We start from the raw sequence: 24,936 nt of genomic DNA on the forward strand, positions 1-24,936 counted from the left end.
TGTCAGATCGAGGTCCAGAACCACTGGTTCTTTTCCTGTCTTTACTGTTTATTTAGGTTTTGAACTTTCGTTCTGTTCCATGGACTTTCCTGCAGACATCACTCTCAGGAAAACCCGAATGAAATTTTGAATCGACGTTCAAGGTTGTTTTGTTATTCAGTTATCAAGGTTTTGTGTTTTCTTTCGAAAACGCTTAATTATATTATCACACTTTCAAGTTCTTGTCAAGAACTTTTTTCAAGAACTTTTTCTTCTTTTTAAGAAGTTCGTTCTCTTTGTCAAATGTGAACTTTTATACGTTATCACACAACTTCTAATCTGTCAAGAAGTTTTTTAACTTTCTTTTAAGATTCTTTTCATTCCCCTAAGAAAAATGGGTTTCTCGTGTGCAACGGATATTATAATATCATAACAGTATATATGAGTCAAGCTTTTTTTGAATAAATTTTATTTTTCTTAAAAAGCGTTGTATACTGTACTTTTTTTGTATTTTTCTTTCCCGATTCGCTCTCTCTTTTTGATATATTGTTATTTTTTTATCATTTATTTAAAAAAATGTCACTGCATTTTTGCTTTTTATTTGGAAAACACGCCAAAAAAAAGAAAGTCAAAACATGACTTCCTTTTTTATTTGCTTTATTCTTCTTCTGTTTTTGTAAGATTTGGTTTTTCTACAGCTGCAATTGCATCTTTCTGCATTGGAATTCTGCAGTTACGGTTATTACCAAACTCAACGATAACGGTGTCATCCATAATATCAATAATCACACCATAGAATCCACTTGTTGTTAATACGCTATCTCCAGCCTGCATTCCTGCATGCATCTCGTCTGCTGCCTTCTGTTGTTTTTTCTGTGGACGAATTGTCATAAAGTAAATGATTGCTCCAAACAGAATTACATATGCAACAATCATAGTGATAGATGAGCCTGCGCTCGCACTCTGTGCTAATAACATGTCTTTACCTCCATTATTCTTCTATAAATATGATGTTGGGGTCAAAAGGTATTTTGACCCCTTGATACCAGATTGCATCGGCTTTCTGACCTTTTGACCCTGATATCATAAATATATTACCGGTATTCTTCTTCCGGTGTCAAAAAACCTTCTAATGTGGTTTTTTTGAACTCCTTATATCGATGTGCCTCAATCGCTCCGCGTATTTCTTCCATTAAATGATTATAGAAATATAAATTATGCAGAACACAAAGGCGCATTCCAAGCATTTCCTTTGCTTTTAGCAAATGCCGAATATACGCTCTGCTATATGTCCGGCAAGCTGGACACTGGCATCCTTCTTCAATTGGCCGAGGATCTAATTCAAACTTCTTATTAAAAAGGTTTAATTTTCCATGATGTGTGTATACATGACCATGCCTTCCATTTCGAGAAGGATATACACAATCAAAAAAGTCAACCCCTCTGTCAACTGCCTCTATGATATTTGCCGGAGTTCCTACTCCCATAAGATACGTAGGCTTTTCTTCTGGCAGATATGGTACAACTTCATCTAAAATGTGGTACATTTCTTCATGTGTCTCACCTACTGCAAGACCACCTATCGCATATCCATCTAAGTCTAATTCTCTGATTCTCTTAGCATGTTCTACACGTATATCTGCAAATATACCACCCTGATTAATTCCAAAAAGCATCTGATGAGGATTCACCGTGTCTGGAAGACTATTTAACTCCTTCATCTTTATCTTACATCGCTCTAACCATCTCGTCGTTCTGTCTACAGAATTCTGGATATAAGTTCTGTCTGCACGACTTGATGGACATTCATCAAAGGCCATGGCAATCGTCGAACCAAGGTTTGATTGAATCTGCATACTTTCTTCTGGACCCATAAAAATGTGATGACCATCAATATGTGACTGAAAATATACCCCTTCTTCTTTTATCTTACGAAGACCGGACAATGAAAACACCTGAAATCCACCGGAATCGGTAAGAATCGGTTTATCCCAGCCCATAAATTTATGAAGACCGCCAAATTCTTTAATCAACTTGTCCCCTGTTCTTACATGCAAATGATACGTATTTGATAATTCTACCTGTGTTCCAATTGTGCGAAGATCATCTGTGCTGACAGCCCCTTTGATTGCTCCTACTGTTCCTACATTCATAAAAACAGGAGTCTGTATCGTACCATGGACTGTCTCAAACTCTCCCCGTTTAGCCATACCATCTTTCGTTAATAACTTATACATATACTCTCCTTAACTTTACACATAAATTTGATTTTATCATAAACAAAGCAAATGTACAACCTTTATCCTTACTTTTTATCACTTCTATAAAAGTTTTTCACACCTTCAAGACTGCTTCCCATATTTTGAAGCAACAGATCAAGTACAGTTACTGCAGCCATAGTTTCCACCACTACTACCGCTCTTGGAACAATAATCGGGTCATGTCGTCCATGAATTACAATCTCCGTATCTTCTCCCTCTCGGTTTACGGTCTGCTGTGGCTGCGCAATCGATGGAGTTGGTTTAAATGCCGCACGAAATGTAATCACAGAGCCATCACTCATTCCACCAAGTATCCCGCCTGCATGATTCGTTTTCTTTTCAATCTTTCCATTATGATTATAAAAATCATCATTATTTTCAGAACCAACACTCTGGACCACTGCAAATCCATCTCCAATTTCAAAACCTTTTACTGCCCCAATAGATAAAATTGCCTTGCCAAGATTTGCACTTAATTTATCAAATACTGGTTCTCCAATTCCTACCGGCATTCCTGTAATCACGCACTCTACAATACCGCCACTAGAATCCAGTTCCCTCATCTTCTCCTGAAGATAGGCTTCTGCCTGTGCTACTGCCTGTACATCCGGCATATATAAAGCATTTTTATCTCTTTCTTCTTTTGAAAATCTGCTGCTGTCAATCTGAACTGGTCCTATTGCCTTTGTATAAGCAAATATTTCGATCCCTAACTCTTCTAACGCTTTTGCTGCCACTGCACCAGCTGCTACTCTAGCCGTTGTCTCTCTTCCTGAAGAACGTCCACCACCGCGATAATCACGAAAACCATATTTCTTATCAAATGTATAATCTGCATGTCCCGGACGATATACATCTTTAATTTCCGAATAATCTTTTGAATGCTGATCTTTATTGAACACTGCCATCGAAATTGGTGTTCCTGTTGTCTTTCCTTCAAAAACACCTGATAAAATCTCTACCTGATCATCTTCTTTTCGCTTTGTTGTATACTTTGACTGCCCAGGCTTTCTTCTATTTAGATATTTCTGTACATCTTCTTCGCAAAGAGAAAGACCTGCCGGACAGCCATCCACCACAACACCAACTCCCTTTCCATGTGTCTCTCCCCATGTTGTCATACGGAACAATGTCCCAAATGTTGAACCTGCCATATATTCCTCCTGCTAAAATCACATCATTAATTGTCCTTAATATTACTCACTCTTTTTTATTATTTTATACCGCCATACTATTCATGATTCCACTTTTCGTAAGCCTTCATACTTTGTCTGTTTATTCTTCTTCTAACATAAACATTAGTACAGAAAGTAATGCCATTCCGGCAGTTTCAGTACGCAAAATCCGATGGCCAAGTGTAATCGGTTCTGCACCGGCTTCCATAGCAAGAGAAACCTCCTCCTCTGGAAATCCACCTTCCGGTCCAATATATATTCCCAAACTCTTTTTACCCTTTACGGATTCTACTACTTGTCTTGAATGTACGATTCCTTCTGCATCCTCATAAGGAATCAGTAACATATCCATACTTTTTCCATACTCTACCGCTTCCTTAAACGACATTACTGACTTTACTTCTGGAATCATTCCTCTTTTCGACTGTTTCGCTGCACTTTTTGCAATCTCATTCCAACGCTGTACTTTTTTTGCTGCCTTCTTTGCATCAAGCTTCACAACTGCTCTTTTCGTAGCCATTGGCACAATCTCTGCAACACCAAGCTCTACTGCTTTTTGAATGATCAGCTCCATTTTATCGTTTTTGGGAAGTCCCTGAAAAAGCGTAATCTTTACAGGAAGTTCCCGAGATTCTCCATTAATATCAACAATAACTGCCTTTACAATATCTGACTGCATATCCTCTATGCTGCAAATATATTCCTTTCCCTTTTCCTCACAGCAAAGAGAAATCTTCTCTCCCTTTTTCATCCGAAGCACATTACGAATATGATTCACATCCTGTAAATCTGTAATCCAGACTTCCTTTTCTTTAACACTAGCAGGTTGTATAAAAAACTGATACATAAATTCCTCCGTTCCATTCTCTGCCTTTTTAAGACATGCATATATCATAACTTCTTTCAAAAAATATGTCAATTTACTATTTAATTCATTTAGAAGAAAACAGACGAAAATAAAAAGAATAGACCATAACAAATGTAAAGATATCACTGCGTAGAAAATGCCTGTTCGGCATTTTTACTTGCTCTCACATTACATTTATTATGGTCTATTCTTTTTATTTTCTGTGTTTTGGCTCTACGTGAATGAATTCAATAGTCTTTGGGAAGATAAAGGGGAGAGATCAGAAGTCTACTACTTGTTCGGAAGATATCTCGCCAGAAGAGAAAAATGATATATTGCGACAATATAATAATAAAATTATTATGTAAAGTAATAGCTTGCGGTATCATCTTATCATCAGTGAAACTTGAAAAAGGTTCAGCAAAGTGAAAATGACATCAGAATAAGCCACAACCTTCTGTCCCCTTCTCTCCTCAAAAACTATTGCATTCATTCCTTCTGGAGCCAAAACACAGAAAAAAGAAATAATACCATATCCCAGATGCGGCTTCGGAGCGTGTTTAAGATGCGGACAAGCATCTTAAATACAGCGACTACAGAGCAGATGGGATATGGTATTATTTCTTTTTTCGTCTGTTTTCCTCTAATGAATCAAATAGTTATCTTCCACTTTTTATTACTTTTTTTAATGTGAGGTTCTGATCAAGGAGAAGGATATCTGCTTTTTTCCCAATACTGATTGAGCCTCTTTCTTCGTAGATTCCAAGGCTGATGGCAGGATTTTTTGTAGCACAGGCTACGGCTGTTTCCAGCGGAATTCCCATCTGTGTAACTGCTGTTCGCATGCAGTCTGCAAGATTTGTTACAGAACCTGCTAATGCCCCATCAGAAACGAGAGTTGCTCTGTTCCCTGTTACTTTTACATCCAGTCCTCCTAATGTATACTGTCCATCTGGCATCCCCGTTGCTCTCATACTATCACTGATAAATATCATACGTTCCGCACCCATCATTTTAAATGCTGCTCTTATCATAGATGGATGGATATGCACTCCGTCGCAAATGATTTCGGACATGGCATGTTCATCGTCAGATGCTGCACCGACAACCCCTGGCTCTCTGTGTGTAAAACCAGTCATTGCATTAAATAAATGTACTACATGATTTGCTCCCGCTTCCAATGCTTCCTTTGCTGTTTCATAAGATGCATTGGTATGTGCTAATGAAATATTTACTTTATCTTTCATGTTCTTGATAAAAGAAACTGCGTTTGCACTTTCTTCTGGTGCAATCCCCAGAAATTTAACGAGATGATCTGATGCATCTAAAAATCTCTGAGCAATTTCTTCATTACAAGGGATAATATTCCGTTCATCCTGTGCACCTTTTTTAATTGGACTGATAAATGGTCCTTCCATATTAATACCAACAAAGTCCGCTCTCTTTTTATCGTTCTTTGTTTCTATCTGATTGATATTTTCACATTCTTTTTTATATTCTGCCGCTGTTTTTAAAATGCTCTCCAGTTCTTCTACCGGAAGAGTCATTGTAGCTGGAGCAATTGCAGTAACACCAACGCTTGCTTCGTACTCTGCAATACGGCGAATCGCTTCTTTGTCTCCATCACAAAAGTCATCCCCCATACATCCATGGAAATGCAGATCAATTAATCCCGGAATGGCATAAGCTCCCTTTCCATCTATTACATTCTCTGTCAGTTTTTCTTTCTGCACAGAGGAATCTGCTGTCATATTCATTTTTTTTAATGTAACTTCTTTTTCCTTTTCGGTATACACAGCTGTAATAGTATCTCCCTGTGTGATAATACCACCTAAAACGAATTCCCCGGATTCTGTATATACTTTTACATTATCAATTATCATAGTTATAATCTCCTCACTTTCTTTCGATTTTTTCTGCATAAGATTTTTCCAAAGCCTGTAATGTCCGTTCATGCAATATTTTTTTCTTTGTTTCATCTCGCTCTACATAATAAGAATAAATAATATCTGTCATGATCAGAATCGGAAATTGTGGCGAAATTACATTTCCATGATTTAAATGAAGCAAAGACGGAACTAATACAACTTCCGTACAAAACTCTTTATAATCATCTCTGTTGTTCGCAGTAAATAAGATTGTTTTGGCTCCTCGCTTTTTCGCTTCTTTTAAAAGAAAAATAATTTCTTCTTTTTGCCCACCGATACTAAATCCAAAAACAAGGCTATCCTCATCCTGAAACACAGCCCGCATACGCATCAGATCAGTATCTGTAATCGAGTCCACATCTACACCAATACGCATAAAACGAATTTCCATTTCTTTTGCAGCAAGACCTGAACTTCCTTTCCCACATACCAGAACTTTCTTTGCTTTATTCAGATAATTTCCAATTCTTTCAATCTGTTTTTCATCCACAAGGCTATATGAAGAATTTAAAAGTTCCTGATAAGCATTCAGTATCATCAATGTGTTGCCTGCCATCGTTTCCTTTTTCTCTACAAAATTCTTCTCATACTGATAAATAAATTCCCGATATCCACGATATCCACATTTCTGCGCAAATCGGGAAAGAGAAGCTTCCGAAACAAAAAGTTTCAATGCTACTGCCTTTGCTGAAAAATCTGCCTTTTTCTGATTATTTATAAAGAAATCAGCAATCGATTTCTCAACTGTTGTAAACTTATTATAATTAGACTCTATAACCGGAATAACTGATTTAAAATAATGATTCATTGTTTACTTTCCAATCACTTCCACAAAAGACTTCGTAATAAGCTGTGGTCTTGTGATAATCGACCCAACAACAACACTATATGCTCCCAGCTCCAAAACTCTTTTTGCTTTTTCTGGTGTATTGATATTCCCTTCTGCAATGACCTTATGTTTTACTTTAGAAACAATTGTTCTCAAAATCTCAAAATCATTTTCTTCAATCTTATCTCCCTCACTCTGCTTTGTATAACCGACCATGGTTGTTCCGATAAAATCAAAACCAAGTGCATCTGCGTGAACCGCCTCTTCTACAGTAGAGCAATCTGCCATAAAAAGCTGGTTAGGATATTTTTTCTTTACTTCGTGAAAAAACTCATCTAACGTCTTCCCTTCCGGTCTTGTAGAACTCGTTGCATCCATCGCTATAATCTCCGGCTTTACTTCCATCAGCTCATCAACTTCTTTCATCGTAGGGGTAATATAAATTTCGCTATCCTCATAATCCCTTTTTACAATGCCTATGATCGGAAGTTCTACCTGCGTCTGGATTTCTTTAATGTCTTCCTTTGTATTTGCACGAATACCACTAGCTCCACCAACTTTTGCTGCCAATGCCATTCTCCCCATAATAAAAGAAGAATGTAGAGGTTCCTCAGGAAGAGCCTGACAGGATACAATTAATTTTCCTTTTAAATTTTTAATCTTTTCTTTTATATTTATATTCATAATCTTTAATCTATTCCTTTCCTACTTCATTCTAGCCTCGTTATTCATAATTTCTTTTATTGGAAACTTCTAATGTATTTTCTAAACGTATTTTTTATTGATAATTTATATTGGTAATTTCTCCCCTGACTTCGTTATTTATTGAGTAAAAAATATTATTTCCCGCTTAGTATAATCCTTTTCAAAATTATTTTCAAATATTTTTATTATTTCTGAAAGTACTTTCAACCACGATTCTTTTTTGTATTTCTTCTTATCAAAAACTGAAAGTAGCTTCCATATATTTTTATTCTATTGCTTTTTACTTTTTTCTGAGTATACTAAAGACACAAATGAGAACAAATTTTAAGGAGAGTATGCTATTATGAGAATTTGTAGAGCAACAGATTATAACGATATGAGCAGAAAGGCAGCTCAGATTATTTTGGCACAGATTATTATGAAACCAAATTGTGTCCTTGGTTTAGCTACCGGTTCTTCTCCAATAGGAACTTACAAGCAGTTAATCGAATGGTATAATAAAGACGAGCTTGATTTTTCTGAAGTAACTAGTATCAACCTTGATGAATACAAAGGATTAAGTCCAGAAGACCCGCAAAGTTACCGCTACTTCATGAACACTTATTTATTTGACCATGTCAATATCGATAAAAATCGTACTTTTGTTCCAGACGGACTCGCCACAGATTCAGAAAAGTCCTGCGCTGAGTACAATGCGAATATTCTTAAGCAGGGTGGTATTGATCTGCAGCTTCTCGGAATCGGAAGAAACGGACACATCGGCTTTAATGAGCCAGGTACAGTATTTAAGAAAGAAACACACTGTGTAGATCTTACAGAAAGTACAATCGAGGCAAACAAACGTTTCTTTGCTTCCGAAGCTGATGTTCCACGCCAGGCATATTCTTTAGGAATTAAAAATATCATGCAGGCAAGAAAGATTCTTGTTGTTGCAAGTGGAGAAGATAAGGCAGATGCTTTATATAATGCCATTCATGGCGAAATTACTCCTGAAGTACCAGCCTCAATTCTGCAGCTTCATAATGATGTAACTATCGTAGCTGATGAAGCAGCATTAAAAAGATTTTAATTGTTATAGAGCCTGATTGAAAAAAACACTACGAGATAGCTTTGATCTGTACCTAGGATTCTAGATACAGATCAAAGCTATCTCGTAGCGTTTTTTCTAATCAATCTGATCAAAATTTAATTTAATGCAAAATCTCCATCAAAATAATTAATCTTCATTGCTTCACGTACATCATTCAATGTCTCGGCTGCTTTCTTTTCAGCAACTTTGGAGCCTTCGTGTAAAATATCATATACATCCGGAATACGCTGTTCCCACATCTTTCTTCTCTCACGAATCGGTCCAAGTTCCGCTTCTAATACTTTATTTAAGAACTTCTTCACCTTAACATCACCAAGTCCACCTCTTTGATAATGTTCTTTCAACTCATCAAGGTTCTGGTAACCAGGAAGGAATTCTGCGAAATATTCATCTTTGCAAAATGCATCTAAATAAATAAATACCGGATTGCCTTCTACCTGACCAGGATCTTCTACACGAAGGTGATTTGGATCTGTAAACATAGACATAACCTTTTTCTTTACTACGTCTGCTTCATCAGAAAGATAAATACAGTTTCCAAGTGACTTACTCATCTTTGCCTTTCCATCAATGCCAGGAAGACGAAGACAGGCTTTATTAGATGGGAGAACGATCTGTGGATCTGTTAGCGTCTCTCCATACACACTATTAAACTTATGAACGATTTCTTTACACTGTTCGATCATCGGCATCTGATCTTCTCCTACAGGAACTGTAGTCGCACGAAAAGCAGTAATATCTGCTGCCTGACTGATCGGATAACAGAAGAATCCTACAGGAATACTCGCTTCAAAGTTTCTCATCTTAATCTCAGACTTAACAGTTGGATTTCTCTGTACGCGGGCAACTGTAACAAGGTTCATATAATAGAAAGTAAGCTCTGTAAGCTCAGGAACCATGGACTGAATGAAAATCGTTGACTTTTCCGGATCAATACCACATGCTAGATAATCTAATGCTACCTGAATAATATTCTGACGTACTTTTTCCGGATGTTCTGCATTATCTGTAAGTGCCTGCGCATCTGCAATCATGATATAAATTTCATCATAGTCTCCGGAATTCTGTAATCTGACTCTCTCTGATAATGAGCCTACATAGTGTCCTACATGAAGACGACCCGTTGGACGGTCTCCAGTTAAAATTACTTTTTTCATTATATAGTTTCTCCTTCATATATTTATCTGCTCTTGAAATTTTTCTGTGCTTCATTTAGCGGAGAAAGACTTCAAGAGAAAATTAGTCTTCATCAAGTTTCAATACACTCATAAATGCCTGCTGTGGTATCTCTACATTACCAACCTGACGCATTCTCTTCTTACCTTCTTTCTGCTTTTCAAGAAGCTTCTTCTTACGGGAAATATCACCGCCATAACATTTGGCAAGTACATCTTTACGGACAGCTTTTACTGTTTCGCGGGCAATAATCTTGCTTCCAATTGCTGCCTGTATTGGAACTTCAAATAAATGTCTTGGGATTTCTTCTTTTAACTTTTCACAAATCTTTCTTGCTCGCTCATACGCTGTAGAAGAGTGGACGATAAAAGAAAGTGCATCGACTGTCTCACGATTAATGAGGATATCTAACTTCACAAGTTCTGAACGCTGGTATCCTTTCATCTCATAATCAAACGAAGCATATCCTCTGGAACGGGATTTTAATGCATCAAAGAAATCATAAATAATTTCATTAAGTGGCAGTTCATATTTCAAAAGCGCTCTGGTTTCTTCCATATATTCCATGGAAATATATGTGCCTCGGCGTTCCTGACAAAGCGTCATGATCGCTCCTACATATTCTTTCGTTACCATAATTTCTGCAGATACAATCGGCTCTTCCATGTATTCAATCGTAGATGGGTCTGGAAGATTTGTCGGATTAGTCAGATCAAATACGGTTCCATCTGTCTGATGCACTTTGTAAATAACACTCGGTGCAGTTGTTACTAAGTCAAGATTATATTCTCTCTCTAATCGTTCCTGAATAATCTCTAAATGTAAAAGACCTAAAAATCCGCAACGGAAACCAAATCCAAGTGCTACTGATGTTTCCGGCTCATACTGGAGTGATGCATCATTAAGCTGTAACTTTTCTAAAGCATCTCTTAAATCTGGATATTTCGCTCCATCTGCCGGATAAATTCCGCAAAATACCATAGGGTTTACTTTTTTATAACCAGGCAAAGGCTCCTTACATGGATTGTCTGCATCTGTGACCGTATCACCCACACGAGTATCCTTTACATTTTTAAGACTGGCGGTAACATAACCAACCATTCCGGCAGAAAGCTCATCACATGGGAAGAACTGACCTGCACCAAAAGTACCGACCTCCACAACTTCTGCTTTCGCACCAGTTGCCATCATCAGCATATTCGTACCTTTTTTAATGGTTCCTTCCATAATACGGGCAAAAATGATAACTCCTTTATAAGAGTCATATACACTGTCAAAAATAAGTGCCTGTAATGGATTCTCAGGGCTTCCTCCCGGTGCCGGAATCTTCTCTACAATCTGTTCGAGTACCTGCTCGATATTGATTCCATTTTTCGCAGAAATCTTCGGAGCATCCTCCGCTTCAATTCCAATTACATCTTCAATCTCTTCCACTACACGCTCTGGATCCGCGCTCGGAAGATCAATCTTATTGATAACCGGCATAATTTCAAGGTCGTGATCTAATGCCAGATAAACATTAGCAAGAGTTTGTGCTTCAATTCCCTGCGCCGCATCAACGACAAGAACCGCTCCTTCACAAGCTGCAAGACTTCGACTCACCTCATAATTAAAATCGACATGACCCGGTGTATCGATTAAATTAAATATATATTCTTCTCCGTCTTCTGCATGGTATACAATACGTACTGCCTGAGACTTGATCGTGATTCCACGTTCTCTTTCTAAATCCATGTTATCAAGAACCTGGTTCTGCATCTCTCGATCTGTCAGCAGTCCGGTTTTTTCAATAATACGATCTGCTAAAGTTGATTTGCCATGATCAATATGTGCTATAATACAAAAATTTCTTATTTTACTCTGGTCAATTCCAGCCAAGGTAGTTTCCTCCTGTTTTATAATATGTGCTCCCGAAGTCTTCACCTCACTTACTTTTGTGAGAAGATTCCAAGAGTACATTCATTTTATCTTATCCGTCCTATTCTATCATGAGTTTCCTGCCTTTGCAATTTTTTATTCCTAATCCTGATACAATTTTAACGCAATGGACGTATTATCAATTTATTTATGTATTATTTCACTGCTTTTTATTACTGATTGGACAATTTGACAAACTCATCCAGTCTTTCTTTTGCCTTCCCGCTATCAATCAGTTCGGCGGCAAGTTTCACTCCATCTTCTAAAGTCGAAACCTTTCCGGCAACATAAAAGCCTGCGCCGGCATTCATTAAAACAGCTTCCCTTTTAGGGCCTTTTTCCCCATTTAAAATTGCCAAAGTAATCTTTGCATTTTCTTCTGGGCTTCCACCGACAAGTTCTTCCTTACTACATTTTTTAAATCCAAACTGCTCCGGCTCAATTTCATACGAGCGGAATATTCCATCTTTAATCTCACAAACAGTTGTCCTGGCACTCATAGAAATTTCATCGAGACAATCCTGACCGTAGACTACCATAGCATTTTTTACACCTAAATTAAAAAGGACTCTTGCAAGAGGTTCTACCAGATTCTCATCATAAACACCCATAACCTGCATGTTTGCGCCTGCAGGATTAGAAAGAGGTCCTAAAATATTAAATACCGTACGGATTCCAAGTTCTTTTCGAACATTTGCCACATAACGCATCGCTGTATGATACTTTTGTGCAAAGAGGAAACAGATATCTATATCTTTTAACATCTGTGCACTCTGTGCCGGAGAAACGGTAATATTTACACCAAGAGCCTCTAGCACATCCGCCGCTCCACTTTTACTTGAAGCTGCTCTGTTTCCATGTTTTGCAACCGGAACCCCGCCGGCAGAAATGACAAGCGCGGCAGTTGTAGAAATATTAAAAGAATTAGAGCGGTCTCCTCCTGTTCCTACGATTTCTAATACATCCATATCATTAAGAAGTCTTGTACAATGCGTCCGCATTCCTGCTGCAGAAGCAGTAATCTCATCAATCGTTTCTCCCTTCATGGCAAGGGCTGTAAGATAAGCACTCTTTTGAATATCGTTTGCTTCTCCCGTCATAATCTCATCCATGACAGTCTGTGCCATTTCATAACTTAAATCTTCTTTTTTACTTAATTTGATAATTGCTTCTTTAATCATAATGCTACCTCCTTCTTCTGCTGTCAATGTTGCCATACGGATTTCTGGATGGAAGCCTTCCCGACTAAAATAAAACAAAAAAATCCGCCCATGACAACGTATTACTACTTTGTCAAGGACGGGTGTATTATCAAAATAAATTCATCTCAAAAACTTATTCTTTCACATCCGCGGTGCCACCTTGATTCACAAAATGTGCGCTCTGAAGGATACCATCATATCCCCGGCAACTGACGTATGCCCTCACGTCACAGTGTACTAAGTAAAAGATACCTTTGACTGTGCCCTCCGCGGTCCATTTAATAATCTGCGTTCCACCCGGCTCTCACCTTTCCGGACTCTCTGTGCGTGCACAACTATTTTTATCTCCGCTTCAACAGTTTGACTTGAAAAATTAAATTTTCTGATATTATTAAAGCATACTCCTTATCATTTGTCAATTTATTTTTTATAGGATTTTTCTCCTGACAAAAGCCGATATAACATCTCCGCCAATGGCTTCATTGCATTTTCTGCCTCTTTTACAGTATTATTCTGCGCTCCTACTTCTACAAGCATCGCCCGTTTTACCAGGTGGAGATTATAGCGATAGCCTTTTATATATATTTTTCTTGTCAGGTCTGGATAATATTTCCCACATAAAAGCTGCATTTGTAAACTAAATGCCAGATTGCCTTCTTTATTTGGATTATAGAGATATCCGATATCTCCTTTTTTTGCAAGACGGCTGACCCCATTAAAAAACATAATCTGCGCTGTGGACTTTCCATTAATTTTGGTCCGAAGATGAATACTACTTTCTACCGAATCTCTGTGAAGATCAATGACTACTTTTACAGAAGGATTCTTTTTCAGTGCTGCTTCCACACTGTCACCTGCAAAATTGTAGGCAGCATTTCGATCAAGCTGTCCGTCAACCATATCATACACTGATGTGTCATGTATTGTTTTGATTCCATAAACGGTTTCCAATTCCTTTTGTAATGCTGTTCCCACTTCAATGACAGAACCTTCCTCTCCATTTACCTTTTTATATGTCTCACTCCCATGTGTATGATAAATAAGTACCAGTGGTTCTCCTTTCCCAGGCTTTGCAGACAAATCTGTTTTTACAAGTTTTATCCCGTTTAGTTCTTGTTTTGTCATAGATGTCGTTTCATCAACAATATAAAAATGTTCTAATAAAAAAGAATAGCTTGCCAGTTCTTTTATCGTATAAGTTCTTCCTGTGCCAGTCTGCTTCATTTTACCTGGATCTTTCTTTTTTTCTTCTACAGACTGATCGTCTGATTCTGTAAAATAGCCTGGTACGTTATCACTATATTTTGCCTTGTAGTACCCTTTCCCCTTCCAGTAATCAAGAGCAAACCGTTGAATCGGAAAAAGCTCTGTCTGCATTCCATTTCGAAAAAAAGGAAGCAGCAGCCGTTTTTCCCCTCCGTATGTATCATATCCAAGAATCGGTGCTATCCCATATTTCCCCTTTTGTATTCCGTTTTCAAAAAATTCTCGGAATACTTCTGTATGTATGGGAACACTTTCCCATAAAGAAAGTGTCCTTCTTTTTACCTTTCCGCTTCCACCGGATAAAAATAACCCCCATAATAAAACAAAAAGAACAAACAATAACCCCTCTATTGTTTTTAAATTCTTCTCCCGCATAGTACCTCCCAATCAACATACAACTTCTAGCAGTTTTTGCAAACGCAGCATCAGCTTGTATCAAAAATCAAAATAATTCTCATAATATAAACTTATGCTTGTCCTTTTTGATTATGAAGTTCTACTTGAAACAAATTGATTGATTCCTTCTGAAAGCGTATAGCTGATTCTCTTCACTGCCTCATCAATTTCTTTCGGTGTCACAAAAAGCTCCCATAATTTAGCATCCAAAATCTTCCCTAAAAATCGATACTTTTCACTTTCCGGCCAAGAAGAAAATGTATCTTCCATTTTTTCGCCCTGTGAAGCACAAAAAGAATCCATAATATCACATGCCAGTGACGGAATAGAAATCACAGTAGGGACACCAAGCGCGATTACCGGAACGCCCATTGTTTTTTCCGTAATCTCATTTCTTTGATTTCCTACCCCTGATCCCGGTGCAATCCCCGTATTGCTGATCTGAATTGTCCGGTTTAAACGTTCTGAACTTTTAGCCGCTAACGCATCAATTACAATTAGCGCATCCGGATGAATCTTTTTCACGATTCCCTCCACGATTTCTCCCGTTTCCATTCCTGTCTGTGCCATCACTCCCGGTGCCAGCGCCGCTACTACCGGACATCCTTCCACTTCCTTCCAGCCTTTCAAATGTCTCGTCACAAAAAGATTTTTTATCACGAGTGGTCCCAGTGCATCCGGTGTCACTTCCCCATTTCCAAGTCCTATAAATAATAATTTTTTTCTTCCCAAAAGTAATTTTGCAAGACGTTTTGCAAGATGATTGCTCATTTCCTCATGAAATCCTCCATCATTCCCTGCCATGTTTTCTCCCTCAAGCGTTATATAAATCCCCTGTGGCTTCCCAAGCTGTTTCTCTCCGGCTTCGCTTTCAATCTTAATCACCGTTTCCTTAAGCCCCTTTTCACCAATCTCATTGTGGCTGACGGTAATCCCTTCAAAAAACTGCTCTCTTTCACAAGATTCCTCCAGCTCATCCTTCAATTCCAATGCCAAATCTGTATGCGAAAAAGAATGTAAAATATTCATGAATACCTCCCAAAATCTGTAATATACATTTTTTACACTAACCATATTATTCTGACCAAACCCTTTTAAATATTATGTAAAAAAACAAAAAAAGTATTCAAAAAATCTATTTTACCAAAATAAGAGGAAACAAAAAAAGCACACTATCGCATCTGTAAAGATAGTGTACTTTTACTTATATTTTTAATAAATTGATAAATCAAGCTTTTTTAGCTGTGATGCTTACCCAGTCTTTCATATGATTAATCTCAAGGATTTCAAAATGATTGGCAAGCATTGCTTCTTTTACTGCCTCTTCCATTGTATTGATGATTCCGGAAGTGATAAAAACACCGTCATTCTTCAATAATGGAGCGACAATTCCAGAAAGTGGAATGATAACATCTGCAAGAATATTTGCTACAATAACATCATATTTCTTTCCATTATTTTTCTCATAAAAACTGTCTGCTTCCTCTTTATCAAGAATATTTACCTGCTGGACCTCTGCTTGTTCAGATACCTCATTAATGGCAAAGTTCTCATTCGTTGCTCGAATTGCATTCGGATCAATATCCGTTGCCATCGCGTGATGCGCACCTAATTTTAATCCGATAATAGAAAGGATACCGCTTCCCGTTCCAACATCAAGAAGTTCTGTATCTTTTTTAATATATTTTTTAAGCTGAGAAATGCAGAGCTTTGTTGTCTCATGAGATCCGCTTCCAAATGCAGTTCCAGGATCAATCTCTATTACAATATCACCGTCTTTCTTATCAGAAAGGGTCTCCCAGGTTGGCTTGATCACAATATTATCGTCTAAACGAAATGGTTTAAAGAATACTTTCCAGTTATTGATCCAGTCCTCTTCTTCCGTTACGCCTAAGGTGATCTCCCCGCTTCCCATTGGTAAAAATGCAGATAATTCTTCGATTTTTGCTTTTATTTTAGCAATAACAGCCTGTAAATCTTCTTTCTCATCTACATAGCAGGAAATACGTGCCTTACCATCGTCCGGTGCAATCTCATCTGGAAGAAGATCTACATACATAATCTTTCTGTCCTCTTCAGATAATGGCACATGATCTTCGATTTCGACACCTTCCATTCCCATCTCAGAAAGCTCATAGCTTAACATATCCTCTGCTGCAGTTGTTGTTTCAATAGTGAGTTTATTCCACTTCATAAGCTTTCCTCCTACTTCTTAAAGAAACCTTTTTTCTTATGTTTTTCGTGCTTTTCGTGCGGAGCTTCTTCTTTCTTTTCGGAAGGGACAACTTCTCCCATTGCTTCCTGGAAGTTACGAAGTGCCTCTTTCTGTGCTGCATTCATTTTTTCAGGAACCTGCACAACAAATTTAACGATATGGGTTCCACGAATATTTCGGTTTCTAAGGGTAGGAACACCTTTTCCTTTCAGACGAATCGTTGTATCTGTCTGTGTTCCCGGTTTTAAAGTATACTCATAAGGACCATCTACGGTATCAATCTTAATCGTTCCACCAAGTGCTGCCTGTGCAAATGTGATTGGCTCTGTAGAGTAGATATCATATTCCTGTCTCTGGAACTTAGGATGACGGGACACAGTTACATTAACAAGTAAATCTCCTCTTGGTCCGCCATTAATACCTGGTTCTCCCTTTTCACGAATTCTTACACTCTGACCATTGTCGATACCTGCTGGAATCGGTACTTTAATTCTTTTACGAACCTTAATATATCCCGTACCGGAACAGTCACTACACTTGTTACGGATAATCTGTCCGCTTCCGTTACAATCCGGACAAGTCTGAACATTACGAACTGTTCCAAACATAGACTGCTGTGTAAATACAACCTGACCGGTTCCTTTACATTTCGGACAGGTTTCCGGACTTGTGCCTGGTTTCGCTCCACTTCCGTTACAAGTCTTACATTCTTCTTTTAATGTAATCTCCAGTTCTTTATCTACACCGCGAATGGCATCATCAAAAGTGATACGAACACCGGCACGAAGATTCGCTCCCTGTCTTGGTCCGTTTCTTCTGGCATCGCCGCCTCGTCTGCCTCCGCCAAAGAAGTCTCCGAAAATATCTCCAAAGATATCTCCCATGTCTCCTCCGAAATCAAAACCGCCAAAGCCACCGGCTCCACCGCCACCCTGCTCAAATGCAGCATGACCGAACTGGTCGTATTTACTCTTCTTTTCCGGATCACTAAGTACTTCATAAGCTTCTGCAGCTTCTTTGAACTTCTCCTCTGCCTCTTTATCTCCCGGATTCATATCCGGATGATACTTCTTTGCAACCTTTCGATATGCACGCTTAATTTCCGTCTCTGACGCATTCTTATCTACGCCTAAGACTTCATAATAATCTCTTTTTTCTGCCATTTTATCCTCCAACCTGGTGTACTCTATCATTCATAAAGTTTTATGTTCCTGAATAGTTAAGATACCATAGGTGTTTTGAAAAATCAAAATAATTATGAATGATACAATACACTGGGAACTTTTTGTTCAAGTCGAGCAACCCTGTCACTCACCACCTGAAAGAGGTGGGAGTCTTCTCGACTGAGATAAACAAATTTCCCCTTTCTCTCCCACCTGTAAAAACAGGCAGGAGTAAGAAAGAGGAATATTTACATTTTAAACAAGTGTTATAAAACACATTTCTATCTGTTTATACTTCTTTATAGTCTGCATCAACAACATCATCTGCATTATAAGTTGCATTTGCATCAGCATCAGCCTGTGGTCCAGGACCAGCCTGACCTGCTGCTCCGCCAGCCTGCTCATACATCTTAGCAAATAAAGACTGTGCATCTTTCATTAACTGCTCTTTACCTTCGTTAAGAGCTGCTACATCTGCTTCTGAAATGTTATCTGGAGTCGTGCGGTCAAGAACTTCTTTTAATTTCGCAATGTCTGCTTCAACAGTAGCTTTCTCAGAAGCATCAATCTTATCTCCTGCTTCTTCTAATGCTTTCTCTGTCTGGAATACCATATTGTCTGCATCGTTTCTTGCATCAATACCTTCTTTTCTCTTCTTATCCTGTGCTTCGTATTCTGCAGCTTCTTTTACAGCCTTATCGATATCTTCATCAGACATATTAGATCCAGCAGTAATTGTGATATGCTGTTCTTTTCCTGTTCCTAAATCTTTTGCAGATACATTTACAATACCATTTGCATCGATATCAAATGTTACTTCAATCTGAGGTACACCTCTTCTTGCTGGTGGAATACCATCCAAACGGAACTGTCCAAGAGTCTTGTTATCTCTTGCGAACTGTCTCTCACCCTGTACAACATGGATGTCTACTGCTGTCTGATTATCCTCTGCTGTAGAGAAAATCTGGCTCTTCTTTGTAGGGATTGTTGTGTTACGCTCGATTAACTTTGTAGCAACACCACCCATTGTCTCGATAGATAAGGATAATGGAGTTACATCCAGAAGAAGGATATCGCCGGCACCTGTATCACCTGCTAACTTACCACCCTGAATAGAAGCACCGATTGCTACACATTCATCTGGGTTGATTCCCTTGAATGGCTCTTTACCTGTTAACTGTTTTACTTTATCCTGTACAGCTGGAATTCTTGTAGAACCACCAACTAATAATACTTTACTTAATTCAGAAGCGTTAAGGCCTGCATCGTTTAATGCTTTAGAAACAGGTGTTGCTGTTCTTTCTACTAAGTGAGCTGTTAATTCATTGAATTTTGCTCTTGTTAAGTTCATCTCAAAATGCTTTGGACCCTCAGCAGTTGCTGTAATGAAAGGAAGGTTGATGTTTGTTGTTGTAGAAGAAGAAAGCTCTTTTTTCGCTTTTTCAGCAGCTTCTTTTAATCTCTGCATTGCCATCTTATCTGTAGATAAATCTACACCTTCTTTTGTCTTGAAATCCTCTAACATATACTGTGTGATTACATTATCAAAATCATCTCCACCTAAACGGTTATCTCCGGCTGTAGATAATACTTCGATAACACCATCACCGATCTCAATGATAGATACATCAAATGTACCACCACCTAAGTCATATACCATGATCTTCTGCTCATTCTCGTTATCAAGGCCATAAGAAAGAGCTGCTGCTGTAGGCTCGTTAATGATACGCTTTACATCAAGGCCTGCAATCTTACCTGCATCTTTTGTTGCCTGTCTCTGAGCATCGTTGAAGTATGCAGGAACAGTGATAACTGCTTCTGTTACCTTTTCTCCTAAGTAATTCTCTGCATCAGATTTTAACTTCTGTAAAATCATTGCGGAAATCTCCTGTGGAGAATACTTTTTATCATCAATTGTTACTTTATAATCTGTACCCATTTCACGTTTGATTGATGAAATAGTCTTGTCAGCATTTGTTACTGCCTGACGCTTTGCCGGCTCACCGACAACTCTTTCACCAGTTTTTGTGAAAGCTACTACGGAAGGAGTTGTTCTCATTCCTTCTGCATTTGTGATAACAACAGGTTTTCCACCTTCCATTACTGCTACACATGAGTTTGTTGTACCTAAATCAATACCGATTATTTTACCCATAATTATTTCCTCCTGTATTCTGTCAAATTCATATATCTAAAATATGACTAATTAACTACTTTTACCATGCTGTGACGAAGAACTCCATCTTTGTACATATATCCTTTCTGGAACTCTTCAGATACAAGGTTCTCACCCATCTCTTCATTCTCTTCATGCATAACTGCATTATGAAAATCTGGATTAAATTCCTTTCCTACAGCATCCATCGGTTTTACACCGATTTCTTCAAGTACGGTAATCATCTGCTGATAAATCTTGATAAATCCCTGAGCAAATGCCCCTTCCTTCTCTTCTTCTGAAAGAGCATCCAAACCTCTTTCAAAATTATCAACAACCGGAAGTAACTTTGCAAGAACCTCTTTCGCTCCTACATCATACATATGGCTCTGCTCTTTTGCATTTCTCTTTCTGGCATTCTCAAATTCTGCCATCAGACGCTGATATTTATCTGTCATCTCTGCTGCCTTTTCTTCACTCTTTTTTAATTCAATTTCAAGAGCGGCTGCAGACTTCTTTTTCTTTTTCGTCTTTGTTTCTTTTGTCTCTTTGGCTTCCGTTCCGTCCTCCGTCGTTGTTTCTTCCGGAGTCTCTCCCTTCGCCTCTTCTACGATACTTTCGTCGGATACTTTTTTTTCTTCTTCCACTTAAGTACCACCTTTCTATGATTTATTATTAAAAATCTCATCTAAATCATCGGTTAGATTTCTGAGAGTATTTACAACCTTTCGGTAATCCATTCGTTTCGGTCCGATAATTCCGACCGTTCCTGTTCCGCCTTCCTTCAATTCATAAGTGGCAGTTACGATACTGCAATCCCTTAAAGACTGTACCTGCGTCTCGTTACCGATATAAACCTGTATGCCATGTTTTTCTTCCTGATTCACTGTATCATCCACAAGCTTTACAAGCTGCTTCTTCTCCACTAATGTATCAAGAAGTGCTGTTGTATGCTCAGGATTAACAAGCTCAGGATACTTAAGCATATTCGTTGCTCCGCTGGTATAAATCTCCATGTTGTCTGCTTCGTGAATTGCCTCTACAATTCCACTGAAAACTCCTTCTAAAATATCTGCATGCATCCCTGCCTGCACCTTCATCATATGAACTAACTCGATATTAATATCATTCAGTGTCAGTCCTTGAAGAAAAGAGTTCAACAAAATATTAAGTTTTAAAATCTCGTCATTTCCAAGTGGTTCATCCATATTCATGAGTACGTTCTTTACCGTATCATTCCCAACTACGATTACTACCAAAAGCCTCTGTGTATCCACCATAGAAAGCTGAATAAACTTAAGCTTCGATTCCTTAATCTGTGGTGTGGAAATCAATGTAGCGTAGTTCGTGTTCGCTGCAAGTAAATCTGCAACGTTCTTCAGAACCTCTTCCATGCGATCCATCTTATTAATCAGATCCTGATGTTCCTTCTCCCTCTCGGTTTCCCTGATTCGAATCTCATCATTCTCTTCCATCAGACAGTTCACATAATAACGATATCCTAAATCTGAAGGAATCCTTCCGGCAGAAGTATGTGGCTGGAGGATATATCCAAGTTCTTCGAGATCCGCCATCTCATTACGAATCGTTGCTGAACTCAAATGTAAATCAGAATCTTTGGCAATCGTTCTGCTTCCTACCGGATCTCCGGTCTCTAAGTAAGTAGAAATAATTGCTTTTAAAATTTTCATCTTACGTTCATCCAGTTCCATCTCTTACTCCCTTCCTTCTTAGTTATTAGCACTCATCATTATCGAGTGCTAATATCTACATTCATTAAGTTATCACTATCTGCAATCCTTGTCAAGTATATTTTCGATTTTTTTCTTAAAATCTTTTTACAACATAAAATCACAGAAAATATAATCGCTCACATCGATTCCTGCATCTGTAAGACGAAGCATTTCCCCATTTTTTATCCATTCAAGCAGATCAATCTTTTCATATTTAGATATCACTTCTCCGTACACGTCCATGATATTTTTATGAAAACACTCCCTGAACTCTTTTTTAGAAATGCCAGCTCGTTTGCGCAGCCCTAAAAACATAAATTCTTCTATTTTATCTTTTTGGCTTAATACAGTATAATCTTCCCTCATCATAAAAGGAACATACGGCTCTTTTTTATAATGTTCCAAGTTTCTCTCATTTGAAAAACGAGTTCCTTCAAAATAAGAAGATGCGCCAAGCCCAAAGCCAATATATGGAACCCCGCTCCAATATCCAAGATTATGAATACATTCCTTTCCTTTTAATGCATAATTAGAAATTTCATATCTGTCATATCCGTTTTCTGCAAGAATCTCCTTTGTAAACTGATACATTTCGCGGTCTGCTTCTTCATTCGGAATCTTTTTATGAATCTCTTCTGATTCGTAAAAAGGGGTTCCTTCTTCTAAAATAAGACTGTATGCAGAAATATGCTCCGGTCGCAATGCCATTACTTTTTCAAGCGTTTTCTTATAGATACTCATCGTCTGGCCCGGAAGACCGCTCATCAGATCAATATTAATATTTTCAAATCCAGCCTTTCTAGCCAGCTCATAATTTTTCAAAAACTCTTCCCATGTATGAATTCTTCCCAATAAATACAGGCAGGAATTATCCGCACTTTGCAATCCCATACTCAGACGGTTTATACCTGCATCTTTATATGCAGAAAGATTTTTCTTTGTAAGAGTTCCCGGATTCGCCTCCATTGTAATCTCTGCTTCCTCTTTTATAAGAAAGTATTTCTGAACTACCTGCATAATATTCTTTATCTGATCGCCGGAAAGAAGAGATGGGGTCCCTCCTCCTATAAAAACACTTCTTACCTGATAAGTATCTTTATTATTTAAAATATCATTTAAAACTATACCTGTCTTCTCTATCTCTTTTACCAAACATCGAACATACTCTTCCCTGTCTTCTGCACTTGAAGGAAAAGAAAGAAAATCACAGTAGTTACACTTCTTTATACAAAATGGAATATGGATATATAATTCCAAGTCTTTTCTATTCTCACATATCTCACACATTGCACCCATAAATGATCCTTTCCTTTTAAATTTAAAAACGTTATCTCAGTATAACATATTTCAAAAAAAAATTCATTTTACGCTTGACAAACTGCTCGAAAATCAATAGAATATAGAAGTATGTTTACATTAGATTGTCCGTGTCCGAAATAATGCAAAACAATATAAACATAATAATAATTATAAGTAATAATATTTGGAGGTGTACAGATTGGCTAACATCAAATCTGCAAAAAAAAGAATTTTAGTTATCGAAACAAAGACATTAAGGAACAAATCTATTAAATCTAAAGTAAAAACTTGTATTAAGAACGTAGAAGTTGCTGTAGCAAAGGGTGACAAAGAAGCTGCACAGGCTGCTTTAACAGTTGCTATTTCTGAAATCAGCAAAGCTACTTCTAAAGGAATTTTCCACAAGAATACAGCAGCAAGAAAAGTTTCCCGTCTTACAAAAGCGGTTAACGGAATTGCTTAATTAAAATAAAACATTTATCTCCGAAAAGAGCGGCTGCTTTTCGGAGATTTTTTTATCTCAGTCGAGAAGACTCCCACCTCTTTCAGGTCGTGAGTGACGGCTGCTCGACTTGAATTTATCTTGTTATTTTGCCAAATTGTATGATATTAGGGCAAAAGTAATTTGCAAATCAGAGCTTCTACTCCAATCTGATCTCCTATTTTTCCGGTTTTAATGTCTTCTTCTATCTGAATACATTCCTCGATACATCTTTCTAATGTTTTTTCTCCATAACCTCTTAGCTGCTGTTCATTTTTTCGAATGGCAAATCGTGGGATTCCAGCGGTTTTGGCGATGGCATCATCTGGTTTGCGAAGTGTGCGCATATTGGAAATAATATGAAGAATCCGATATTGACGCACGATCAGAAATAAAATATGCATTGGCGGTTCTTTTAAAAGAATAAGATCATTATAATACCCAAGTGCCGCCGGCTTATTTCCTCTGGCAATGGCATCTACAAGGTCAAATATTTTATCCTGTACTTCCCCGGATGTAATCGCATCAATATCTTCTTTTGTAATTTCTTCTTTTTCTCCGACATAGGCGATTAACTTATCTGTTTCATTCTTTATCTGAAACATATCATCTCCAACTTTTTGTAGAAAATATATTGCATCATTTTCTCGAATCTGCTTCTTTTCCTTTCCAAGCAAAGCTGCAATCCAGCGCAGAAGAACTTTTTCTGTTTGATTCTTTTTCAAAAATTCTCCAATATAACCATTCTTTTTTATCCACTTGTATACTTTAGAACGTTTATCCACTTCTGATTCGCATATAAGAATACAGGTCGTTTCCGGCATATTATCCATAATATTCACAAATTCATCTTTTCCTGTTTTTAAGATTCCTGTTCCATCTAAAAGCAAAAGACGTTTTTCGCTAAAGAACGGATAGGTAAATGCCAGTTCCTGCAAGGTATTGATATCTACTTTCGCATCGGTAAATTCTGCGTAGTTCATCGTATCACCTTCTCTGATCATTCCATTCTTCAGCATATGCTTTGCCTGAAGGATAAGATATGGTTCATCTCCAGTCAGAAGATAGACTTTATAAAAAGATTTTTCTTTTATCTGTTTTTTTATTTCTTTCATAAAA

The 24,936-nt window shown here is 37.8% G+C and carries 21 protein-coding genes; 2 read left to right on the forward strand and 19 right to left on the reverse strand.

Annotated features, from left to right (window positions below):
* Nucleotides 1–636: 636 nt before the first annotated feature.
* From yajC to FYJ25_RS11545, 7 genes are all read right to left on the reverse strand, one after another.
* Entirely contained in the window at nucleotides 637–957 is a 321-nt protein-coding gene (gene yajC / locus FYJ25_RS11515; RefSeq protein ID WP_021906694.1) for a preprotein translocase subunit YajC, read from the reverse strand.
* 116 nt (nucleotides 958–1,073) lie between these two features.
* Nucleotides 1,074–2,216 carry a tRNA guanosine(34) transglycosylase Tgt gene (gene tgt / locus FYJ25_RS11520; protein ID WP_021906695.1) on the reverse strand — a complete coding sequence of 381 codons (1,143 nt, stop codon included), beginning with the start codon at nucleotides 2,214–2,216 and terminating at the stop codon, nucleotides 1,074–1,076.
* Between the two features lie 68 nt (nucleotides 2,217–2,284).
* Entirely contained in the window at nucleotides 2,285–3,394 is a 1,110-nt protein-coding gene (aroC, locus tag FYJ25_RS11525) for a chorismate synthase (RefSeq protein WP_154581352.1), read from the reverse strand.
* Nucleotides 3,395–3,515: 121 nt separating this feature from the next.
* A complete protein-coding gene (locus tag FYJ25_RS11530; RefSeq protein WP_096241604.1) occupies nucleotides 3,516–4,262 on the reverse strand; it encodes a 16S rRNA (uracil(1498)-N(3))-methyltransferase in 747 nt (248 codons plus the stop codon).
* 659 nt (nucleotides 4,263–4,921) lie between these two features.
* Nucleotides 4,922–6,145: an N-acetylglucosamine-6-phosphate deacetylase gene (gene nagA / locus FYJ25_RS11535; protein WP_154581353.1), complete on the reverse strand. Its 1,224-nt coding sequence runs from the start codon at nucleotides 6,143–6,145 to the stop codon at nucleotides 4,922–4,924.
* Between the two features lie 13 nt (nucleotides 6,146–6,158).
* Nucleotides 6,159–6,998, reverse strand: a complete 840-nt coding sequence (locus FYJ25_RS11540; protein WP_154581354.1) for a MurR/RpiR family transcriptional regulator — start codon at nucleotides 6,996–6,998, stop codon at nucleotides 6,159–6,161.
* A 3-nt stretch (nucleotides 6,999–7,001) separates the two neighbouring features.
* Nucleotides 7,002–7,703: an N-acetylmannosamine-6-phosphate 2-epimerase gene (locus FYJ25_RS11545; RefSeq protein ID WP_154581355.1), complete on the reverse strand. Its 702-nt coding sequence runs from the start codon at nucleotides 7,701–7,703 to the stop codon at nucleotides 7,002–7,004.
* Between the two features lie 364 nt (nucleotides 7,704–8,067).
* Here FYJ25_RS11545 and nagB point away from each other — a divergent pair, with 364 nt between their 5' ends.
* Nucleotides 8,068–8,793, forward strand: coding sequence for a glucosamine-6-phosphate deaminase (gene nagB / locus FYJ25_RS11550; protein WP_021906746.1), 726 nt, complete (start codon nucleotides 8,068–8,070; stop codon nucleotides 8,791–8,793).
* 116 nt (nucleotides 8,794–8,909) lie between these two features.
* Here the strand turns inward: nagB and trpS are convergent, their stop codons facing one another.
* The 11 genes from trpS to hemW form a co-directional block, all read right to left on the reverse strand.
* Nucleotides 8,910–9,971, reverse strand: coding sequence for a tryptophan--tRNA ligase (gene trpS, locus FYJ25_RS11555; protein WP_021906745.1), 1,062 nt, complete (start codon nucleotides 9,969–9,971; stop codon nucleotides 8,910–8,912).
* Nucleotides 9,972–10,053: 82 nt separating this feature from the next.
* Nucleotides 10,054–11,868 carry a translation elongation factor 4 gene (lepA, locus tag FYJ25_RS11560; protein ID WP_096240398.1) on the reverse strand — a complete coding sequence of 605 codons (1,815 nt, stop codon included), beginning with the start codon at nucleotides 11,866–11,868 and terminating at the stop codon, nucleotides 10,054–10,056.
* Nucleotides 11,869–12,080: 212 nt separating this feature from the next.
* The gene (trpD, locus tag FYJ25_RS11565; protein ID WP_154581364.1) at nucleotides 12,081–13,088 is read right to left on the reverse strand and encodes an anthranilate phosphoribosyltransferase; all 1,008 of its coding nucleotides are present in this window, start codon (nucleotides 13,086–13,088) and stop codon (nucleotides 12,081–12,083) included.
* Between the two features lie 441 nt (nucleotides 13,089–13,529).
* Complete coding sequence (spoIIP, locus tag FYJ25_RS11570; protein WP_096240400.1) at nucleotides 13,530–14,750, reverse strand: stage II sporulation protein P; 1,221 nt, start codon at nucleotides 14,748–14,750, stop codon at nucleotides 13,530–13,532.
* A gap of 111 nt (nucleotides 14,751–14,861) precedes the next feature.
* The gene (gpr, locus tag FYJ25_RS11575; RefSeq protein ID WP_154581356.1) at nucleotides 14,862–15,800 is read right to left on the reverse strand and encodes a GPR endopeptidase; all 939 of its coding nucleotides are present in this window, start codon (nucleotides 15,798–15,800) and stop codon (nucleotides 14,862–14,864) included.
* Between the two features lie 199 nt (nucleotides 15,801–15,999).
* Nucleotides 16,000–16,965 carry a 50S ribosomal protein L11 methyltransferase gene (gene prmA, locus FYJ25_RS11580; RefSeq protein ID WP_154581357.1) on the reverse strand — a complete coding sequence of 322 codons (966 nt, stop codon included), beginning with the start codon at nucleotides 16,963–16,965 and terminating at the stop codon, nucleotides 16,000–16,002.
* Nucleotides 16,966–16,976: 11 nt separating this feature from the next.
* The gene (gene dnaJ / locus FYJ25_RS11585; RefSeq protein ID WP_154581358.1) at nucleotides 16,977–18,149 is read right to left on the reverse strand and encodes a molecular chaperone DnaJ; all 1,173 of its coding nucleotides are present in this window, start codon (nucleotides 18,147–18,149) and stop codon (nucleotides 16,977–16,979) included.
* Between the two features lie 289 nt (nucleotides 18,150–18,438).
* Complete coding sequence (gene dnaK, locus FYJ25_RS11590) at nucleotides 18,439–20,304, reverse strand: molecular chaperone DnaK (RefSeq protein ID WP_096240408.1); 1,866 nt, start codon at nucleotides 20,302–20,304, stop codon at nucleotides 18,439–18,441.
* A gap of 47 nt (nucleotides 20,305–20,351) precedes the next feature.
* Nucleotides 20,352–20,951 carry a nucleotide exchange factor GrpE gene (gene grpE / locus FYJ25_RS11595; protein WP_096240410.1) on the reverse strand — a complete coding sequence of 200 codons (600 nt, stop codon included), beginning with the start codon at nucleotides 20,949–20,951 and terminating at the stop codon, nucleotides 20,352–20,354.
* 15 nt (nucleotides 20,952–20,966) lie between these two features.
* Nucleotides 20,967–22,016, reverse strand: coding sequence for a heat-inducible transcriptional repressor HrcA (gene hrcA / locus FYJ25_RS11600; protein WP_096240412.1), 1,050 nt, complete (start codon nucleotides 22,014–22,016; stop codon nucleotides 20,967–20,969).
* A gap of 126 nt (nucleotides 22,017–22,142) precedes the next feature.
* The gene (gene hemW / locus FYJ25_RS11605) at nucleotides 22,143–23,333 is read right to left on the reverse strand and encodes a radical SAM family heme chaperone HemW (protein WP_243145743.1); all 1,191 of its coding nucleotides are present in this window, start codon (nucleotides 23,331–23,333) and stop codon (nucleotides 22,143–22,145) included.
* A 202-nt stretch (nucleotides 23,334–23,535) separates the two neighbouring features.
* Here hemW and rpsT point away from each other — a divergent pair, with 202 nt between their 5' ends.
* Nucleotides 23,536–23,799: a 30S ribosomal protein S20 gene (rpsT, locus tag FYJ25_RS11610; RefSeq protein WP_021906734.1), complete on the forward strand. Its 264-nt coding sequence runs from the start codon at nucleotides 23,536–23,538 to the stop codon at nucleotides 23,797–23,799.
* A gap of 146 nt (nucleotides 23,800–23,945) precedes the next feature.
* Here the strand turns inward: rpsT and holA are convergent, their stop codons facing one another.
* Complete coding sequence (gene holA, locus FYJ25_RS11615) at nucleotides 23,946–24,932, reverse strand: DNA polymerase III subunit delta (RefSeq protein ID WP_096240416.1); 987 nt, start codon at nucleotides 24,930–24,932, stop codon at nucleotides 23,946–23,948.
* Nucleotides 24,933–24,936: the final 4 nt, after the last annotated feature.

It is taken from the genome of Anaerobutyricum soehngenii, assembly GCF_009697165.1.
In the GTDB taxonomy this organism is placed as follows: Bacteria; Bacillota; Clostridia; order Lachnospirales; family Lachnospiraceae; genus Anaerobutyricum; species Anaerobutyricum soehngenii.

Excerpts from the sequence above, each read along its gene's own strand:
- yajC (WP_021906694.1), bottom strand. The coding sequence starts at position 957 with ATGTTATTAGCACAGAGTGCGAGCGCAGGCTCATCTATCACTATGATT.
- tgt (WP_021906695.1), bottom strand. The coding sequence starts at position 2,216 with ATGTATAAGTTATTAACGAAAGATGGTATGGCTAAACGGGGAGAGTTT.
- aroC (WP_154581352.1), bottom strand. The coding sequence starts at position 3,394 with ATGGCAGGTTCAACATTTGGGACATTGTTCCGTATGACAACATGGGGA.
- FYJ25_RS11530 (WP_096241604.1), bottom strand. The coding sequence starts at position 4,262 with ATGTATCAGTTTTTTATACAACCTGCTAGTGTTAAAGAAAAGGAAGTC.
- nagA (WP_154581353.1), bottom strand. The coding sequence starts at position 6,145 with ATGATAATTGATAATGTAAAAGTATATACAGAATCCGGGGAATTCGTT.
- FYJ25_RS11540 (WP_154581354.1), bottom strand. The coding sequence starts at position 6,998 with ATGAATCATTATTTTAAATCAGTTATTCCGGTTATAGAGTCTAATTAT.
- FYJ25_RS11545 (WP_154581355.1), bottom strand. The coding sequence starts at position 7,703 with ATGAATATAAATATAAAAGAAAAGATTAAAAATTTAAAAGGAAAATTA.
- nagB (WP_021906746.1), top strand. The coding sequence starts at position 8,068 with ATGAGAATTTGTAGAGCAACAGATTATAACGATATGAGCAGAAAGGCA.
- trpS (WP_021906745.1), bottom strand. The coding sequence starts at position 9,971 with ATGAAAAAAGTAATTTTAACTGGAGACCGTCCAACGGGTCGTCTTCAT.
- trpD (WP_154581364.1), bottom strand. The coding sequence starts at position 13,088 with ATGATTAAAGAAGCAATTATCAAATTAAGTAAAAAAGAAGATTTAAGT.
- spoIIP (WP_096240400.1), bottom strand. The coding sequence starts at position 14,750 with ATGCGGGAGAAGAATTTAAAAACAATAGAGGGGTTATTGTTTGTTCTT.
- gpr (WP_154581356.1), bottom strand. The coding sequence starts at position 15,800 with ATGAATATTTTACATTCTTTTTCGCATACAGATTTGGCATTGGAATTG.
- prmA (WP_154581357.1), bottom strand. The coding sequence starts at position 16,965 with ATGAAGTGGAATAAACTCACTATTGAAACAACAACTGCAGCAGAGGAT.
- dnaJ (WP_154581358.1), bottom strand. The coding sequence starts at position 18,149 with ATGGCAGAAAAAAGAGATTATTATGAAGTCTTAGGCGTAGATAAGAAT.
- dnaK (WP_096240408.1), bottom strand. The coding sequence starts at position 20,304 with ATGGGTAAAATAATCGGTATTGATTTAGGTACAACAAACTCATGTGTA.
- hrcA (WP_096240412.1), bottom strand. The coding sequence starts at position 22,016 with ATGGAACTGGATGAACGTAAGATGAAAATTTTAAAAGCAATTATTTCT.
- hemW (WP_243145743.1), bottom strand. The coding sequence starts at position 23,333 with ATGGGTGCAATGTGTGAGATATGTGAGAATAGAAAAGACTTGGAATTA.
- holA (WP_096240416.1), bottom strand. The coding sequence starts at position 24,932 with ATGAAAGAAATAAAAAAACAGATAAAAGAAAAATCTTTTTATAAAGTC.